The organism is Desulfovibrio desulfopostgatei (assembly GCF_053570645.1).
This window is the reverse complement of sequence record NZ_JBRBQS010000002.1, coordinates 1,498,098-1,516,740: the sequence shown is the minus strand read 5'-3', so window position 1 is coordinate 1,516,740 and position 18,643 is coordinate 1,498,098. Positions and strand designations below refer to the sequence as shown.

The 18,643-nt window shown below is 60.3% G+C and carries 15 protein-coding genes; 14 read left to right on the top strand and 1 reads right to left on the bottom strand.

Annotated elements, in window-relative coordinates:
- Window positions 1-84 precede the first annotated feature (84 nt).
- A complete protein-coding gene (locus tag ACUZ9Q_RS06750; RefSeq protein WP_449247578.1) occupies window positions 85-2,172 on the bottom strand; it encodes a sigma-54-dependent Fis family transcriptional regulator in 2,088 nt (695 codons plus the stop codon).
- A gap of 395 nt (window positions 2,173-2,567) precedes the next feature.
- Between ACUZ9Q_RS06750 and ACUZ9Q_RS06745 the strand changes: the two genes are divergently transcribed.
- The 14 genes from ACUZ9Q_RS06745 to ACUZ9Q_RS06680 all read left to right on the top strand — a co-directional run bounded on the left by ACUZ9Q_RS06745 (window position 2,568) and on the right by ACUZ9Q_RS06680 (window position 18,639).
- Window positions 2,568-3,803: a dihydrolipoamide acetyltransferase family protein gene (locus ACUZ9Q_RS06745; RefSeq protein WP_449247577.1), complete on the top strand. Its 1,236-nt coding sequence runs from the start codon at window positions 2,568-2,570 to the stop codon at window positions 3,801-3,803.
- A 16-nt stretch (window positions 3,804-3,819) separates the two neighbouring features.
- A complete protein-coding gene (locus ACUZ9Q_RS06740) occupies window positions 3,820-4,182 on the top strand; it encodes a Lin0512 family protein (RefSeq protein ID WP_022660107.1) in 363 nt (120 codons plus the stop codon).
- A 35-nt stretch (window positions 4,183-4,217) separates the two neighbouring features.
- Window positions 4,218-5,180: a thiamine pyrophosphate-dependent dehydrogenase E1 component subunit alpha gene (locus ACUZ9Q_RS06735; protein WP_192111701.1), complete on the top strand. Its 963-nt coding sequence runs from the start codon at window positions 4,218-4,220 to the stop codon at window positions 5,178-5,180.
- Between the two features lie 55 nt (window positions 5,181-5,235).
- A complete protein-coding gene (locus ACUZ9Q_RS06730) occupies window positions 5,236-6,207 on the top strand; it encodes an alpha-ketoacid dehydrogenase subunit beta (RefSeq protein WP_276571463.1) in 972 nt (323 codons plus the stop codon).
- Between the two features lie 125 nt (window positions 6,208-6,332).
- Window positions 6,333-7,346, top strand: coding sequence for an ATP-NAD kinase family protein (locus ACUZ9Q_RS06725; protein WP_192111699.1), 1,014 nt, complete (start codon window positions 6,333-6,335; stop codon window positions 7,344-7,346).
- A 49-nt stretch (window positions 7,347-7,395) separates the two neighbouring features.
- Window positions 7,396-7,710: a DUF6506 family protein gene (locus ACUZ9Q_RS06720; RefSeq protein ID WP_225529797.1), complete on the top strand. Its 315-nt coding sequence runs from the start codon at window positions 7,396-7,398 to the stop codon at window positions 7,708-7,710.
- 111 nt (window positions 7,711-7,821) lie between these two features.
- Complete coding sequence (locus ACUZ9Q_RS06715) at window positions 7,822-8,601, top strand: acetoin reductase (protein WP_300554672.1); 780 nt, start codon at window positions 7,822-7,824, stop codon at window positions 8,599-8,601.
- A 70-nt stretch (window positions 8,602-8,671) separates the two neighbouring features.
- Window positions 8,672-10,042, top strand: a complete 1,371-nt coding sequence (locus tag ACUZ9Q_RS06710; RefSeq protein WP_449247576.1) for a dihydrolipoamide acetyltransferase family protein — start codon at window positions 8,672-8,674, stop codon at window positions 10,040-10,042.
- A gap of 66 nt (window positions 10,043-10,108) precedes the next feature.
- Window positions 10,109-11,473: a dihydrolipoyl dehydrogenase gene (gene lpdA / locus ACUZ9Q_RS06705; protein WP_323391258.1), complete on the top strand. Its 1,365-nt coding sequence runs from the start codon at window positions 10,109-10,111 to the stop codon at window positions 11,471-11,473.
- Window positions 11,474-11,579: 106 nt separating this feature from the next.
- The gene (gene lipA / locus ACUZ9Q_RS06700) at window positions 11,580-13,169 is read left to right on the top strand and encodes a lipoyl synthase (protein WP_449247575.1); all 1,590 of its coding nucleotides are present in this window, start codon (window positions 11,580-11,582) and stop codon (window positions 13,167-13,169) included.
- Between the two features lie 10 nt (window positions 13,170-13,179).
- A complete protein-coding gene (locus ACUZ9Q_RS06695; protein ID WP_449247574.1) occupies window positions 13,180-15,198 on the top strand; it encodes a cytochrome c3 family protein in 2,019 nt (672 codons plus the stop codon).
- 31 nt (window positions 15,199-15,229) lie between these two features.
- The gene (locus tag ACUZ9Q_RS06690; RefSeq protein ID WP_192111692.1) at window positions 15,230-15,655 is read left to right on the top strand and encodes a glycine cleavage system protein H; all 426 of its coding nucleotides are present in this window, start codon (window positions 15,230-15,232) and stop codon (window positions 15,653-15,655) included.
- 3 nt (window positions 15,656-15,658) lie between these two features.
- The gene (locus ACUZ9Q_RS06685) at window positions 15,659-16,930 is read left to right on the top strand and encodes a (Fe-S)-binding protein (protein WP_449247573.1); all 1,272 of its coding nucleotides are present in this window, start codon (window positions 15,659-15,661) and stop codon (window positions 16,928-16,930) included.
- Between the two features lie 128 nt (window positions 16,931-17,058).
- The gene (locus tag ACUZ9Q_RS06680) at window positions 17,059-18,639 is read left to right on the top strand and encodes a lipoate--protein ligase family protein (protein ID WP_215646625.1); all 1,581 of its coding nucleotides are present in this window, start codon (window positions 17,059-17,061) and stop codon (window positions 18,637-18,639) included.
- The last annotated feature ends 4 nt before the right edge of the window (window positions 18,640-18,643 follow it).

Here is an 18,643-nt window from a genome sequence, read left to right as displayed (position 1 = left end):
CCTGCTCCATACCGTATGCCCCCATAAATGGGAATCAGGTTAAGAGCAGGCCGGATTGTGGCAATATGGTAATATTATGAAGGATTAAGCCTCTGGATCAATTTTGCGAAGCTTGGCGTATAGGGTGTTGCGGCCAATGCCCAGCGCCTTGGCGGCCTGGAGCATGTTGCCGTTATAATGCTTCAATGCGCAGCGAATGACCTTGGCCTCCTGATTGTCCAGGTTAAAATCGGTCATTCCGGGCAGGGCCGCCACGGCTTGCCCATCTGGTTGCCCGCTGGCTGCATTGGTTCCACCAGCACAGGACTGCAAATGCGCAGGCAGGTGTGCGGGCAAAATACAGCCGCCCTGCGCCATGTTGACGGCAAATTCCACGCTGTGCACAAGCTGACGCACATTGCCGGGCCAGTCGTAATCTTCCATCACACGCAAAGCCTCGGCAGAAAATCCGCCAAAAGGATGCCCATAGGTACGGCACAGGCGCTTGCAGTGGTATTCCGCAATGACGGCTATATCTTCCCTGCGCTCGCGCAATGGTGGAATTTCCAGCGCAAGCACGTGAATGCGATAAAACAGATCTTCACGAAACGCTCCCGAAGCCATCAGTTCATCCAGATTGCGGTTGGTGGCAGTGACCAGCCGGAAATCGACCATCCTGGACTGCTTGCCGCCCACCCTTGTGACGCAACGGTCTTCCAGAGGCCGTAGCAGGTTGACCTGCATTTCCAGCGGCATTTCAGAAATTTCATCCAGAAACAGGGTCCCCTTGTCGGCCAGTTCAAACTTGCCGGGACGCCCCTTTTCCACAGCTCCGGTAAAAGCCCCCCGCTCGTAGCCAAAAAGTTCGCTCTGGATAAGCTCGCGCGGCAAAGCCCCGCAGTTTACGGCCACAAACGGCCCATCGGAACATCGGCTGGCCTTGTGGATGGCCCGTGCAAACAGTTCCTTGCCCGTGCCCGTTTCGCCCAGCAACAAAACAGCCGCAGGGCTTTTGGCCATATGCCGCGCCTGCTCCACCGTGCGGGACATTTTTTCGCTGCGGTAAACAATATCGCCAAAGGGGCGCGTGCCTTCGCGGCGCGGAACATGCGGCACAGGGGCAATCGGCGCGGGGCGGGCCTCCACTCCGGCCTGAAGGGTCACAAGGGTGTAGCGCGCATCTGACCTGCCCGTCATGAAGGGCATGGCACAGGCTGTAAGTGAGGAATTGGTCAGGCAGCGCAGGGGAACCCCCTCGGGCTGGCCGCCCTTTTCCGCCTGCTGACGCGCGTACAGGGTGTAGTCAAAAAATGCCTCGGCGCGTCCGCCGCGCACATCGCCGCTAAAGCCGAGCAGGCGCTCCGCCTGCGCATTGGCATAGGTGATGATGCCGCTCTCATCCACCATCAGCACGCCAATGGGCATGGAACTGAAGAGCGTGCTGAGCAGGGTGCGTGATTTGTTCTCCATACTGCTCAGCGAGGCGTTGAGCAGCAGACGCTCAATCTCGCGGGCCGCGCCAACAGCCAGCCACAATGCCTGACGGTGATCGGCGCTGGTTGGCCCGGAAATGTCAAAACAGCCCCACAGTTGCCCAAAGGGCGTAAAAATGGGCGCGGCAGAACAGCCCCAGGCCTGATGGCTGCTGCAAAAATGCTCCTCGCCCATAACCTGCGCTGGCATGCCGTCAGAAAGGGCCAGACTTATGGCGTTGGTTCCCACGCTTCTTTCGGACCACACCGCGCCAGGGCCAAAGTAAAGCTGGTCTGCCTGAAGCAATACATCCTTGTTGCCGCAGGTGCGCAGCAACCGGCCATTGGCCTCGGAGACCGTCATGAGCAGGCCTTTTTCCTTAATCTGCTCATACACCTGACGTTCCACGCCAGCCGCCAGCTCCGCGTATATCTCGGCCTGTGCGTTGATCTGGCTCATGGGCGTAAATTCCGCGCATTTTGGCAGCAGCGGATCCACCCCCAGATCGCGGCAGCGCATCCAGGAGGCCGCAATGGGCCGGGGCAGGCTGTCGTCAACAATTTTACCGGTTCTTATAAAGGATTCCCACGTTTCCCGCCGGTTCGCTCTTGGTGCGCCGCTATAGCTGTTGAACAAAAACCCTGAGCGGTTGACGCCTTCCGCCATCAGGGGTTCCTGCCGCATTTCAAAGACATCGCCATTTCTTTGCAGAACATACATGACTTATCTCCCGGACGCGCACGCCCTTTTAACAAGCATGCCGGTTCGCTGGCCTTTCCACTTCAAAAAGACCATCTGCCCCACTTCTGAATAATGCGATCCCGCAGCTTTGTTTTAAGCAATAGCATCGTCCGTGAAAAAATGGAATAGCTCTTTGCCCATGGCTACATTCATATTACGTCCACAAAAAACAACTCCATGAATTTTTTATATATTGTAGTGTATCATAACTGGTCTTACAGAACAGCGTTCTGTTCGATTTTGGAACACTATCAAATACACAGATAAAGTATTTTATAAATTATTCATTGATTATCACCTGTTATAAAGTGGTATCAGAGTTGCAATCAAGTAGGCATAAACGCGTGCGCCACATCGGCGCAAGGAGGTAGCGGATGGCCTACGAAGTGCAGATGCCCAAATGGGGCCTCACCATGAAAACAGGCAAGATTGCGCGCTGGCTTGTGGCCGAAGGCGGTGCGGTGGCAGTGGGGCAACCCCTGCTGGAAGTGGAAACAGACAAGATCACCAACGTGGTCGAGTCTCCGGCTGGCGGCGTTCTTTTGCAGATTGTCAGCCCGCAGGGCGAGGTTGTTCCGGTCATGCAGGTTATCGGCATCATCGGTGAATCGGGCGAGGCTGTGGCCGCCCCTGCCGCCAAGGCTGCCGGGGCAGTGTCTGCCGATTCCCCGGCGCCCGCAGCATCCGGAGCCAAGGGGCAGAATGCGCAGGCCAGTGCGGCGCAAGGAGAAGTCCGCGCCATGCCTGCGGCCCGCAAGGCCGCCAAAGAGCTTGGCGTTGATCTGGCAACGGTTACGGGCACAGGCCGCGATGGCGTTATTACAGAAAAGGATGTTCGCGCCGCTCACGAAGCCGCCGCAAAAGCTCCGGCTCCGGCCAGCGCAGCCCCGGCGCAACCATGCTCCACCCCTGATGCTGATGCGGACGAAGTCATCCCCATGGACGGCCTGCGCAAGCTCATAGCGGACAACATGCAGGCCAGCCTGCAAAACGCGGCGCAACTGACCGTTTTTGTGGAAGCCGACGTTACTGAAATGGTTGCCCTGCGCGACACCATGCTGGCCCGCAACAAAAAAGACCCGGAATACCGCCTCTCGTTCAACGACATCATCGCTTTTGCCGTGTGCCGCGCACTCAGGCAGCACCCCGTCATGAACACCACCCTGCAGGCAGACGGCATCCACATGCACAGGCATGTGAACCTTGGCATCGCCGTTTCGCTCGATACGGGCCTCATTGTTCCCAACGTCAAGAATGCGGACACCTACAGCCTTGAAGAACTCAAGGCCAAGGTGCGAGATGCTGCCAGCCGCGCCCGCAAGGGCGGCCTCTCCATGGACGAGATTTCCGGCGGCACCTTTACCATTTCCAACGTGAGCATGCTTGGCGTGGACGGCTTCACCCCCATTCTCAACCCGCCGGAAACAGGCATCCTCGGCGTTGGTCGCGTAGTGGAAAAGCCGGGCGTTTTTGAAGGTCAGGTCTGCGTGCGCAAGATGATGACCCTTTCCCTCACCTTCAACCACATGGTCACCGATGGCGGCCCGGCCATGAGCTTCCTGCGCACCCTTGCGGACATGCTCGAACAGCCCGTGCGCATGCTGGGCTGACCAGCGGAGGAATCCAATGCTGCAACGTTACGTGGTTGAACTGGGCACCGGGGCCGATCTGCACGGCGCAAACATGACCAAGGCCGCATACCGCGCGGTAAAGGACGCCATTTCGCGCAGTTGTTTGTGCGGTCTGGTGGAGATACTTGGGCGCGGTTCGTTTCAGGGTGTGCATGTGCATGCGCGTATTGCCGTGCCCGAACCTGATCTGGTGGACAAGGAGGCAGTGCTTGCCGCCATCCCCATCGGGGAAAAGAGCATTGAGGTCGTTACGGGCGGTTTGCGCACTCCGGGCCTTGAAGTTGCCTGCTTCAGCCCCGGTTGCAGCGACATCGTGTTGGCCTGCGCGGCCCTGACCGTGTCGGTAGATATTGACTGAGTCGGCACCACAATCAGCAATCTGAGGAGAGTACCATGAAACATCCCGACAAAAAGGTTCTGCTGGAAATGTTCAGCACCATGACCAAGATCCGCCTTTTTGAAAGCGAGCTGCAAAAGTTTTTTGCAGCTGGCAAAATACCCGGATTCGTTCACCTCTACCTTGGTGAAGAAGCCGTTGCCACAGGCGCGTGCGCCGCGCTGAAGCAGACGGACATGATCACCAGCACCCACCGCGGCCACGGGCACTGCCTGGCCAAGGGCGGCGACCTCAAGCTCATGATGGCCGAAATCTATGGCCGCTCCACCGGTTACTGCAAGGGCAAGGGCGGCTCCATGCACATTGCCGATTTCAACATCGGCATTCTTGGCGCCAACGGTATTGTGGGCGGCGGCGGCCCCCTGGCCGTGGGCGCGGCCTTCAGTTGCCAGTACAAGGATACCAAGGGCGTATGCGCCTGCTTTTTCGGCGATGGCGCGTCCAACCAGGGCACCACGCAGGAATCGCTGAATATGGCCAGCGCCTGGAAGCTCCCCGTCATCTTTATCAATGAAAACAATGGCTACGGCATCTCCTGCCCGCAGAGCAAATCCATGGCCATCACCGACATTGCCGACCGCGCCGCCGGATACGACATGCCCGGCGTTGTCATTGACGGCAACGACGTGCTCGCCGTGTACGAAGCCGTGACTATGGCCGTAGAACGCGCGCGCAAGGGACAGGGGCCCTCGCTCATCGAATGCAAGACCTACCGCTGGCGCGGCCACTTTGAGGGCGATGCCTGCGTATACCGCAGCGAAAAGGAACTGGAAGAATGGAAGGCCAAGGATCCCATTCCGCGTTTTGCCAAAAAGCTGGTGGAAACCGGCACCGCCACTCAGGCGGAACTGGACGCCATCACCGTATCTGTGGCCGCCGAAATTGAAGCCGCCGTCAAGTTTGCGGAAGACAGCCCCTTCCCCAAGCCGGAAGACCTGCTGGAAGACGTGTACGCATAAAGCGTTTGCCTGAAACTGCGGAAACCACCTTCAGATTTTCAGAATGGAGAAAAATATGGCGATCAAAACCTACCTGCAAGCGCTTAACGATGCCATGCGTCAGGAGATGGAGCGGGACGAAAACGTGTTCATCATCGGTGAAGACGTGGGCAAGTTCGGTGGCTGCTTTGGCGTGACTCAGGGCCTTTTTGACCAGTTTGGCGAACGCCGCGTGCGCGACACCCCCATTACGGAAAGCGCCATTGTGGGCGCTGCCGCCGGCGCTGCCGCAGCCGGTCTGCGCCCCGTGGCCGAACTGATGTTTGTGGACTTCATCGGCGTCGCCCTTGACCAGCTCTTTAACCAGGCCGCCAAGATGCACTACATGTTCGGTGGCAAGGCCAAGGTGCCCATGGTGCTGCGCATGCCCCAGGGCGCTGGCGTGGGCGCTGCGGCCCAGCACTCCCAGAGCCTTGAAGCATGGTTCATGCACATTCCCGGCATCAAGGTATGCATCCCCTCCACCCCGGCAGACGCCAAGGGGCTGCTCATCAGCGCCATCCGCGACGACAACCCCGTTGTCTTTCTCGAACACAAGATTCTGTACGGCGTGGAAGGCGAAGTTGGCGACGAGGCGACGCCCATTGAGCTTGGCAAGGGCGATGTAAAGCGCGAAGGCACGGACGTAACCATTGTGGCTACCTCGCTCATGGTTCACTCCGCCCTTCAGGCCGCAGAAACCCTGGCTGCTCAGGGCATCAGCGCCGAAGTGGTAGACCCCCGCTGTCTGGTGCCCCTCGACAAGGACATCATCCTCAATTCCGTCAAGAAAACCCACGCTCTTGTGGTTGCGCACGAAGCCGTCAAAACCGCCGGAGCAGGAGCGGAAATCGCCGCCATGGTGGCCGAGGAAGCCCTGGACTATCTGGACGCGCCCATTGTGCGCGTGGGCGCTCCTTACTGCCCCGTTCCCTTCAGCCCGCCGCTGGAAAAGGCCTATATTCCCGGCGCGGATCAGATCGTCGCTGCGGTCAAGTCGTTGCGATAATTAAGCCGCTTTCAAGGGGCAGGCTCAGGCACAAGGCCTGCCCCATAGCGGCGGAGCACGATTGCAACAGCCATTGCAAGCACTGCGGCAGGCCCTGCCTGCTCACTACATCCACCGGAGTCAACGTGAAAGCAGCCATTATCGCCAATCCGGCATCAGGCAAGGACATACGCCGCATCGTCGCGCACGGCAGTGTTTTTGACAATCAGGAGAAGGTGCGCATGGTGCGCCGTATTCTGGTTGGTCTGGCCGCCGCCGGGGTACGTGATGTTCTGTATATGCCCGAGGGCTACGGCATCGTGCCGCGCGCCCTGAGCGATCTGGAAGCTCTGGAAACGCCTGTGAACGTGGCTCCGGTGGACATTTACCTGCACAACACGCAGGAGGACACCATCAACGCCGCAGCCCTCATGCAGCAGGAGGGGGTTGCGGTCATCATCGTCATGGGGGGCGACGGCACAAGCCGCGCCGCCTGCAAGGGCGCGCGCAAAACGCCTATTCTGCCGCTCTCCACAGGCACCAACAATGTTTTTCCTGTCATGGCCGAAGCAACCGTGGCTGGCCTTGCCGCAGGAGTGCTCGCCTGCGGCGGCGTAACCATTGACGAAGGCTGCCGCGAGGCCAGCCTGCTTGAAGTGCATGTGGACGGTCAGTTCAGGGACATCGCCCTGGTGGACGTGGCCGTGTACGATGATCTTTTTCTCGGCTCCCGCGCCATCTGGGACATCACCAAAGTCAGCCAGATAGTCGTTTCCCGCTGTCGGCCAGACAGCATAGGCCTCTCCACTGTGGCCGGGCAGCTCATGAGCATCTCGCCCGAAGAACCGCGCGGTCTGGCCCTTGATCTTGACCCCGATTTTGCCTGCCGCGTGCGCGCCGCCATCGGCCCCGGCCTGTTTGCCGACGTGGGCGTTTCCCGCGTGCGCCAGCTTTTGCCGGGCGACGATGTGCCGGTGGGGCTTACTCCCTGCGTGCTGGCGCTGGACGGCGAGCGCGAGGTGGAGGTTCGGCGCGGGCAGAGCGCCAGCATACGTTTGTCAGAAGACACCATGCGCGTGGTGGATGTGGCCCGCGTCATGGAATACGCCCGGCAACGAGGGCTGTTTTTGCGCGGCGCGCAGGTCTGCTACGCCAACTAGGCGGCATATCTGCATCATGCCTGAATACCCCAACACCAGGAGCATGTTTATGAAACTCAAGGCTGCATTCATTTTTCTGAGTCCGCGTGGCGAAGGCAACGGCGTCAAGGCCGAGCACCGCAGCTGGACGCGCACCCCCGGCGTGGAACTGCTGACCATTGGCGTGACATCCTACAGGGAGGCCGTTGAAGCGGCGCAGAAGGCCGTGGAAGAAGACGGCTGCGTTGCCATCGAGCTGTGCGGCGGCTTTGGCTACGAGGGCGCGGCAATGGTGGCACGGGCGGTCAAGGTGCCTGTGGGCGTTGTGCGCTTTGACATCCATCCCGGCCTCGGCAACGTCAGCGGCGACGGTATTTTTGCCTGACGCAACAACCTGTTTGCGGCCCGCAGGGTGCTGCCATCCAGTGCATTCCCGGTTTGCGCCCGGTTTAAGTCCGGTCTGATCCGGGCATGCGGCAACAAGGAGGATACGATTATGGCTATTAACGGCAAAGTTGTTCTGGTTACCGGTTCCGCCCAGGGTATAGGGCGCGGCATAGCCCTGCGCCTGGCCAAGGACGGCGCGGATATCTGCCTTGTGGACATGAACGCGGACAAACTGGCTGCCACAGCGGGTGAAGTACGCGCCCTTGGCCGCAAGGCCACCACCTTTATTGCCGATGTAAGCGACCGCGCGCAGGTCTTTGCCGCTGTGGATCATGCGGAAAAGGAACTGGGCGGGTTTGACGTGATGATCAACAACGCGGGCATTGCTCAGGTCAAGGCCCTGCTGGACGTCACCCCCGAGGAGCTTGAACGCATCTTCAGAATCAACGTCAACGGCGTGCTCTGGGGCATTCAGGCAGCAGCCACAAAATTCATGGCCCGCAAACAGAAGGGCAAGATCATCAGCGCATCTTCCATTGCCGGGCATGATGGCTTTGCCCTTATTGGCGCGTACAGCGCCACCAAGTTTGCCGTGCGCGGCCTTACCCAGGCGGCAGCGCGGGAGCTTGCCTCAAGCGGCATTACCGTAAACGCATACTGCCCCGGAGTGGTCGGCACAGACATGTGGGTGGCCATTGACGAGGGCTTTTCAAAAATCACAGGCGCCCCCAAGGGCGAAACCTACAAGAAGTACTGCGAAGGCATAGCCCTTGGCCGCCCCGAAACACCGGAAGACGTAGCGGCCTTTGTTTCCTATCTGGCCGGGCCGGACTCCGACTACATGACCGGGCAGGCCGTGCTTATTGACGGCGGCATGGTTTACCGCTGACGGCATCGGCCCGGCTGACGGCAAAAAGGCAGCCTTCCGCCCCAACACCCAACATCGCAGGAGAACAGCAGTGAGCATAGAACTTGCCATGCCGAAACTTGGTCTGACCATGAAGACCGGCAAGGTTTCCAAATGGTTTGTGGCCGAAGGCGCCGCAGTCAAGCAGGGCGATGATCTGTTTGAAGTGGAAACCGACAAAATCACCAATAAGGTGGAAAGCCCCGCCGATGGCGTGCTCTTCCAGATTATGGTGCAGCCCAAACAGGAAGTGGCCGTGGGCGCCGTGCTTGGCATCCTGGCCGAACCTGGTGAAACAATCGCCCGGGTTGAAGGCGCGTCTGACTCCCCCGCTTCCGCCACAGCGGAAGCGGGCGCGCCCAAGCCCGAAAAAACCAACGCGTCAGCCGCTGTGCAACCCTCTGGCACTGGCGGGATAGCGTCTCCTGCCGCGCGGCGGCTGGCGCGTGAACTTGGCATTGACCTTGCCTGCGTAGCAGGTTCAGGCCCCGAAGGCCGGATTGTTGAGCGCGATGTGCAGGCCCGCCACGAAGTTATCGGCAAAATCAAGATCACGCCCCTTGCCGCCGCCGTGGCCGCCAAGGCCGGGCTGGATATCTCCACCCTCACAGGCACGGGCGAAGGCGGCAAGATCGTGCGCGAAGATGTTGACCGCGCCCTGCACCCGGAAAAATTCGCGACGGCGGCCCCAAATGCGTCTCAGTCAACCTGCTCCAGCGCCGTTTGCGGCAGCGAGCCAAGCTCCGTGCCCATGGAAGGCATGCGCAAGATAATTGCCGACAACATGCTGGGCAGCCTGCAAAACTCCGCCCAGCTCACCCTTGTGAGCGAAGCGGATGTAACCCCCTGCGTGCACATCATCAACGACTTCAAGGCCCGCAACAAAAAGAACAAAGACTTCCGCCTTTCCATGAACGACATGCTCATTCTGGCCGTTTCCAAGGCCTTGAAAAAGCACCCCCGCATGAATGCCACCTTTGACGGGCAAACCATCACCCGTCACGGCGAAGTGCATATGGGCGTGGCCGTGGCCCTGCCCGAGGGCCTGATGGTGCCCGTGCTGCACCATACGGACAGGCTGACCCTGCTCGAAATAGCCAGGGAAGCCCGCCTGCTGGCTAGCCGCGCCCGCAAGGGCGAGCTGACGCCTGACGACATGAGCGGCGGCACCTTTACGATCACCAACATGGCGCATTCCGTGGTGGATTTCTTCACGCCCATTCTCAAGCCCGGTGAAACGGGAATCCTGGGCGTGGGCCGCGTGGTGGAAAAGCCCGTTATCCGCGAGGGGGCCATAGTGGCCCGCTCCATGATGGGTTTGAGCCTTACCTTTGACCACCGCGTTGAAGACGGCGCACCCGCCGCTGAATTTTTGAAGACACTTGTGGAATATCTGGCGGAACCGGCCCTGCTGCTTTTCTAGGGCATTCCCGGCAGGGCTGCGTCAATGCGCGCCCATACAGCAACCAGCACAGATCAGGAGAACACAATGTACGATGTAGTTGTCATAGGTGGCGGCCCCGGCGGCTATGCTGCGGCCATTCGCGCTTCGCAGCTCAAGGGCAAGGTGGCCTTGGTGGAAGGCGGCAACATGGGCGGCACCTGCGTTATGCGCGGCTGCATTCCCAGCAAGATATGGCTGCGCGCCGCTACCCTGCTGGAACAGTCGCGCAAGGCTGGCGAATTCGGTCTGGAACTCACTGTGGGCAAGCTGGATTTTACCGCTGTTCTGGCCCGCAAGCAGGGCGTTTCCAATGATATCCGCATGGGTATGGAAGCGCTGCTTGCCAACAACGGCGTGGATGTGATCCCCGGCATGGCCGTTGTAACCTCGCCCACTTCTGTGGATGTGGCGGGCAAAAAGGTTGAGGCCAAAAGCATTATCATCGCCACGGGCAGCACCCTTGCAAAGCCCGATGTTCCCGGTCTGGATCAGGCCGCCTTTACCAGCGACCAGCTGCTGGACATGACGGAAGCCCCGGCCTCGGTGCTTATTACCGATCCCACCTATATTGGCGTTGAAATGGCTACCCTGCTGAGCATCCTTGGCAGCAAGGTCATCTTTGCCGTGCCCGGCCCGCGCATTCTGCCTGACGAAGATCAGGATTCCAGCCAGCGCATGTCCCAGTCCCTGCGCGAGCGCGGCGTGCAGATCATTGCCCGCCACACCCTCGTCAAGGTTGCGGGCAAAACCTGCACCCTCAAAAGCGGCGACAAGGAACAGACCGTTGAGGCCGACAGGGTGCTGGTATCTGGCCGCAAGCCTGTTGCCGCTAATCTTGGTCTGGAAACGCTTGGCGTTAAATTCAATGAAGACGGCGGCATAGCAGTTGACCAGCAGTGCCGCACATCCTGCCCGGGCATTTTTGCCATTGGCGACTGCACGGGCGGCTGGATGCTCAGCCATGCGGCCTCTGCCATGGGCATCTGCGCGGCGGAAAACAGCATGGGCGTGCCCGCAAAATTCCCCTCCCACCTTGTTTCGCGGGCCATCTGGGGCAGCCCGGAAATGGGCTCCGTGGGCCTTTCTGAAGAACAGGCCGAGCGCAAGGGCTACGAGGTTGAAGTGGGCGGTTTTCCATATTCCATCAACGGCTATGCCATGTTGCGCGGCGAAGTGGACGGCGCAGTAAAAATGGTTGCCGATGCCGACACGGGCGAAATCCTGGGCGTGCACATCGTGGGCAGCAATGCTTCCGAGCTGATCGGCGAGGCGGTGCTTGCCATGCAGCTTGAATGCACGGTGCGCGAATTCGCCAAGGGCTTCCGCGTGCATCCCGCCTTTTGTGAAACCGTTGTCGATGCCGCGCGTGATGCCGCCGGGTGGGCCCTGTACCTGCCCAAGCGGGGCTGACGCCGTTGAAGGAACCGGCGGGGGTGCCGTTGGGCCCGGGGTAAAGGCCTCCCCGGCCCCCCGCCGTAAACAAGCTGAATCTGTTCTGCATTACAAGGAAGCAGCCATGTCCGCCTTATCCCTTTGCCAGCCAGATACCGATGCCAGCTCCGTGCCCGGCCAGCCTGTTCCGCTGGAGGTGCTGGATCTTGGGCGCATCGAATACGGCGAAGCCCTGAACTTTCAGAAGCGCCGCGTGGAGTCGCGCGTCAGCGATTCCGTGGACGATACCCTCCTGCTGCTTGAACACGACCCCGTCATCACAATGGGGCGCGGCGGCACAACGGCCCATCTGCACGTGACCGAGGAACAGTTGCAGCGTCAGGGCGTGGGCCTCTACTGGGTGGAACGCGGCGGCATGGCGACCTTTCACGGCCCCGGCCAGCTTGTGGCCTATCCCGTTATCCGTCTGCGGCAAAAAGACCTGCATCTGTATATGGAAAAGCTGCTGGCCGCCATCGCCTCGGTGGTGCGCTCCTTCGGGCTTGAGCCGCAGCTGGGCGTTCACGGCCCCGGCGTGTGGGTAAACGGCGGCAAAGTCGCCAGCGTGGGCGTGGCAGTGCGCAAATGGGTGACCTTTCACGGCATGGCCCTGAACGTGAATACCGATGTGGACTGGTTTCGCCTCATCACCCCCTGCGGCAACCCTGCGGAACGCATTACCTCCATAGCTGCCGAGCTGGGAAGTCAGGTTGATTTTGCCGAAGTTTCGCGCCGTTTTGTACAGGCATTTGCCCGCGAGTTCGACTTTGCACCCCGCACCGGGCTGGCTGCAAGCCGACCGGCCTGGCTGACTGTTTCCCTGCGGCCTGATGCCGGGATACGCCCGGTGGAGAACATGCTGGCCGACCTCAACCTGCACACCGTGTGTCAGGAGGCCCAGTGCCCCAACAAGGGCGAATGCTATTCGCGCGGCACTTCAACTTTCATCATCATGGGCGACAGATGCACCCGAGGCTGCCGCTATTGCGCCGTAGCCAAAGGACATCCCGCGCCTCTCGATTCCAACGAGCCGGGCAACGTCGCGCAGGCCGTGCACAGGCTTGGGCTGCACCATGCTGTCATAACGTCTGTTACGCGGGACGACCTGCCGGACGGCGGCGCGGATCATTTTGTGTGCACCATCAAGGCCATACGCCAGACAAGCCCGCAGACCAGCATTGAAGTGCTGGTGCCGGATTTTCAGGGCGACCGCAACGCTCTTGAGGCGGTGTGCGCAGCCCGCCCCGATATGTTCAATCATAATCTTGAAACCGTGCGGCGGCTTTTTGCTCAGGTGCGCCCTGGGGCCAGCTATCAAACTTCGCTGGAAGTACTGCGCTACGCGGCCAGTCAGGGCCTGCGCGTAAAATCCGGCATCATGCTGGGCCTTGGCGAAACATGGAGCGAAATTCGCCTCGCCCTGGCCGATCTGCTGGCGCACGGCTGCCGTTTTCTGACCCTTGGCCAATATCTTGCGCCCTCTGGTGCGCATGTGCCTGTGGCGCGGCATCTGGCCCCTGACGAATTTGACCACTGGAAGGCAACAGCCCTTGCCATGGGCTTTACGGGCGTGGCTTCCGCCCCGCTGGTGCGCAGCTCGTACCGCGCGGAGGCTATGCTGACCAGTCTGACAGACGCGGCCCCGCTGGCTGCCAATACTTGCGAAGCGTGCTGAGGAGAAACGTATGAAGCTGAGGATGCGCAAACGCGGCCCAATCATGGCCGCCCCGATGTTTCCGGCGGCCCGTACGCTGACGGCCCATGCTCTTGCGGCCTGCATGATAGCGGCCTGTATCGTGCTGTCAGCGGCTGCGTTGCCCGCCCATGCTGCCAGTGACCAGCAGAACACCGAGGTCAGGCCGGGCAGAACGTGGTTTATTGATGAATCTGGCTTTCATGCCTCTGCCCACGCCAACATGTCGTGCGCAGACTGCCACGCAGAACAGGCCGATCACCAGCACCCACGGGCCGACAAGCTCAACAAGCCCGCCAGTACGGCATTTGATAGGGAAACCTGCCTGCAATGCCACGGCGAAATTGAAGACAATCTGGCAAAGGGCACGCACGGCGGCAAACCGGTAATGAAAACGCAGGACTATAACAACTGCGTTACCTGTCACAACCCGCACTATGTTCTTGCGCCCGAGGCCAGAGCCAAGGGCCTGCGCCCTGCGGGCGACATGAGCCAATCCTGCGGCGTGTGCCACAAGGCTCAGACAGACCTGCCCAAACCAGCGCCCGATGTGGCCGCTTGCCTTTCCTGCCACGGGCTCACGACCGGCAAGGGCATAGCCGCTGGCGCTGGCGTCTCTGCCGCCAAACCTCATGGCGGTTCCCCAGCAGCGCCTGTGCCCTTTAACAAGGGCAAGGAACCGCTGGGGCCGGTTATGTGCCTCTCTTGCCACGGGCCGGAATCAAACGCTGCCGCGCCTGCCGGGGCCATGCCCAGAATCTCCGCCGAGGGCATGAAATCCATGACCCACGGCGACATGAACTGCCTCACCTGCCACAAGGATGCGGCACGGTACCCTCACAACAGGCAGGAGCGCGTCAACTGCCTCACCTGCCACACACGGCATGACGAAAAGACAATCCACGATGCCCACAGCAATGTGAGCTGCGGGGCGTGCCATCTTTCCGGCGTCACCCCGGTGCTCAAGGACGGCAAGGTTGATTATGTCATCAATTCCGGGCCGCTTAACGCGCATTCCATGACCCTTGCCAGCGGCACGGCCTCCTGCGTGCGCTGCCACAGCGCTGGCCCCGCTGTCACTTCCGCTACAGGCTCGGGCGGTACAGAGGCTGGTGGTGCCACAAACGGCTTTGCGGGCAACGGCAAGGTTGGCGCTGCCAACGCTATTCTGCCGCCCAAGAGCGTGCTGTGCATGGGTTGCCACGCGGCTACGTTCAGCGTGCAGGATACCCCCGGGCAGATCGGCCTCGGTATATTTGTGCTGGTCTTTGCTGGTATGGGACTGTTCTGGCTCTCCTGCGCCAATCTGGGCAAGGGTTCGCCGCAAAAGCCGCAGACTGCTGATGCCGCAACGGGCCAGAGCCACGGCTGCCCCACGCCGCACCAGCACGCAAGCGCGGAAAACCGCTGGGCTGCCCTGTGCTGCGATGTCTTCCTGCAACGGCGGCTCTATCGCGAATCCCACCTGCGCTGGGCCGTGCATGCGCTCATATTCTTCCCCTTCCTGTTCCGCTTTGTCTGGGGTCTGCTGGGTCTGACGGGTTCGCTTCTGTCGCCCGCGCAGGAATGGCCCTGGCTGCTGTTGGACAAAAACTGGGGTGCTGGAGCCTTCCTCTTTGATCTGAGCGGGCTTGCCCTGTTGCTGGGCCTGTTGCTGGCCGCCATGCTGTGGCGGCGTGAAAAAAGCGCTGCTGCAAACGCGCCGCGCCACGACTGGCTTGCGCTGTATCTGCTGCTGGGCATCACGCTTACGGGCTTTGTGCTTGAAGGCATGCGTATTGCCCTCACGGGCATGCCCGAAGGCAGCGGCTATGCCTTTGCCGGACATGTGCTGGCACTGGGGCTCGCTCCTCTGGGGCAGGCAACGCTGGCGCGCATCTACGGCTGGGGCTGGTACGCACATGCGGTGCTGACCGCGCTGACGGTGGCTTACATACCCTTCAGCCAGTTGCGGCACATGTTCACAACTCCCCTGTTCCTGCTTGTTCAGACCATTCGCGGCCGCCACTAAGGCCTTAAACCATCACATTAAGGAGTAAATCATGGAAATTGCCGGATACAACATGCCCGAGGAACTGTACTACGACCAGTACCACTTCTGGACCCGTGTTGACGGCGACGAGCTGGTCATTGGCATGGACGACTTTGCCGAAAAGCTGGCAGGCCAGATTGTGTTTGTGCAGCTGCCCTTTGTGGGCAAGGCCGTCACCGCCGGTAAAAAGTTTGCCAAGGTGGAATCGGGCAAATGGCTTGGCACCGTCTACAGCCCCGCCGATGGCGAAATCACGGCAGTCAACGAAGAGCTGGAGGCCAACCCAACCATTATCAACGCCGACTGCTACGGCAAGGGCTGGATGTACAGGATCAAGCCCGCCGACATGAGCCAGATCAATACCCTCATTCACGGCGGCAAGGACGTTCTTGAAGCATGGCTGCAAGAGGACATCAAGAAGTTCAAAAAGGATTAAATCATGCGTCACACAGCATTCAGCATACGACAGCGCATGGCGCTCGACGCCTGCACCGAATGCGGGCAGTGCCTGACCGTGTGTCCGGCGGTGGCGGCATCGGGCGACGCGGATCTTTCGGCTCAGGTGCGTATGGACAACCTGAAAAAGCTCCTGCGCGACCGCAGTTTCTTCTGGCGGGCCTTGGGCGAAGTGCTGGGGCGCGAACCTGTGGCCACGCCGGAGCGCCTCAAGGAATACGGCACTTCGGTGTTCCGCTGTTCGCTCTGCGGCGATTGCGAGGAAGTATGCCCCGCTGGCCTGCCCCTTAAAGATCTGTGGCTCGCCCTGCGCGAAGAACTTTCGCACACGGGCGACGCCCCGGAAAAAATCCGCATGATCCGCACCAATCTTGAAGACAGCCACAACGTCTTTGCCGAAGACAACGACGAGCGCGGCGACTGGGTGGACGACATGCGCAAGCCCCCCAAGGGCGGCGGGCAGAAAGCCAGGGCTGAAGTGGTCTATTTTACAGGCTGCGTGGGTGCGTACTTTCCTCTGGCGCAAAAAATCCCCATGGCCTTTGTGGAAATTCTGGAAGCCGCAGGCGTGGATTTTACCATCATGGCCGGCGATGAATGGTGCTGCGGCTTCCCCCTTGTGGGTTCCGGCCAGAGCGCCGATCTGCCCGCCATCATCAAACATAATGTGGAGGCCGTGAAGGCGCGGGGCGCCCGCAAGGTCGTGTTTACCTGCCCCTCCTGCTACCAGATCTGGCGCGAATCCTACCCGCCGGAATTTGAACTGGCGCATGCATCTGAAATGGTCATGCAGCTCGTGCTTGAAAACAAATTGCCCCTTGGCGAGCTGCCCATGACAGTGACCTACCACGACCCCTGCGATCTGGGGCGCGGCGGGCGCGTGTTTGACGAGCCGCGCGAGGTCATGGCGCGCATTCCCGGCCTGAAGCTAGTGGAAATGGAGCATAACAGGCGGCATTGCCTGTGCTGCGGCGGCGGCGGAAACCTGGAAATGATCGACCCCGATCTTTCGGCGGCCATGTCCAAGCGCAAGGTTGAAGAAGCCGTACGCACCGGAGCGCAAGCCATTGTGACCAACTGCCAGCAGTGCGTGCGCACCATGACCACCTATGCCAAGCGCAACAAGGTGAACATAGAAGTGCTGGACATGAGCCAGCTTGTGGCCCGCTCACTCCAGGCGCACGCCAGTGAGGCAAAAGCCAGGGCAGACAGCGCGGCACAAGCAGTTCAGACGGCGGCATCAGCGCAGGCATAATGCCCAACGACACTGTGGCATGCCGGCGGGCAGCGCAGGAACAACAAAACGCAGCACAAACGGGGTGTACAGCGCGGAAAGGGTAATCCGGACTGCAAGAGGCGCGTACACCCGATCAGGAGGCGCATATGCAGTGGCGATTGCTTGATCTGCCGCCGCTTACGGCGGCGGAGAACATGGCTCTTGACGAGGTGCTGCTTGAAATTCGCGGCAGTGGCCGCTCGCAGGATACACTGCGCTTTTTGCAGTTCAAACCGGCAACGGTGCTTGTGGGCTTTCATCAGTCAATTCAGGAAGAAATCCGCCTTTCCTACTGCCGCGAGCAGGGAATCGACATCAACCGCCGCATCACGGGCGGTGGCGGCCTGCTGTTTGATGAAAACCAGATCGGCTGGGAACTCATCTGCGACAAAGCCTTCTTTGGCGTGGGCATTCCCAATGCCAATCTGTTCCGCCGCCTGTGCGAGCCAACCGTCACTGCCCTGCGCGGCATGGGCATTGACGCGGCCTTTCGCCCCCGTAACGACATAGAAGTTGCGGGCCGCAAGATTTCCGGCACGGGCGGCACGGACTGCGACGCGGCATTTCTATTTCAGGGTACGTTGCTGGTGGATTTTGACGTGGAAACCATGCTCAAATGCCTGCGTGTGCCAGTGGAAAAGCTGAAAGCCAAGGAAATTGATTCCGTCAAAAAACGCGTCACCTGTCTGGCGTGGGAGCTTGGGCGCGTACCCGCCAGCGCCGATATCAAGGCTGCACTTGCCGATGCCTTTGAGCGGCACATGGGCATAAACCTTGTGCCCGGCGGCCTGACCGCCGAGGAGGAAGACCTGCTGGCCGAGCGGCTGCCCTATTTTCAGTCGCAGGAATGGATAGACATGGTGCGCCCCACCTATGAAAAAACGGAGGTGGTGCAAGGCGCGCGCAAATCGCCTTACGGCCTTGTGCGCGTGACCATGCAGCTCAACATGCCGCGCCGCGTGCTTAAAAACGTGTTTATTACCGGAGACTTTTTGTCTTTTCCCGCACGCGCCCTCTTTGACCTTGAGGCTGCCCTGCGCGGTCAGCCCCTGAATACGGAGCACCTCTGCGGCATCATCCATGACTTCTTCAACGAAGGGCATATCGCCATACCCGACATGAACGCGGAAGACATCTGCATTCCCCTGCGCATGGCCATGGAAAAAGCCGCCATTGCCCGCCACGGCATACCCATTGAACACTGCAACCGCATCTTCACCACCAACGGGAATTTTGATCAGGTGCTGGCCGCCGGGCCGCAAGCCCTGCTGCTGCCCTATTGCGCCAAACTCAAGGATTGCGACCTCCGCTTTACCAAGGCCTGCCGCGCTTGCGGCGAATGTTCCGTGGGCGAAGCCTGGGCTCTGGGGCATGAGCGCAAACTGCGCACGGTCTGCATAACCAACTTTGAAGATCTCATGGAAGAACTGGGCAAGCTCAAGGGGCAAGGCGTCTCCGCCTTCATCGGCTGCTGCTGCCAGCCCTTCTACATCAAGCATGCGGAAGATTTTGACCGCATGGGCCTGCCCGGCATTCTCATAGATATAGAAAACACCACCTGCTACGAGCTGGATCAGAGCGAGGCCGCCCATCAGGGGCAGTTCCGCAGCCAGACAAGCCTGAACATGCCCCTGCTGCACTCCATTTTACGTGTGGCGCAGCAGGCGCAAGGCCATGCCGGGAGGTAGCCCC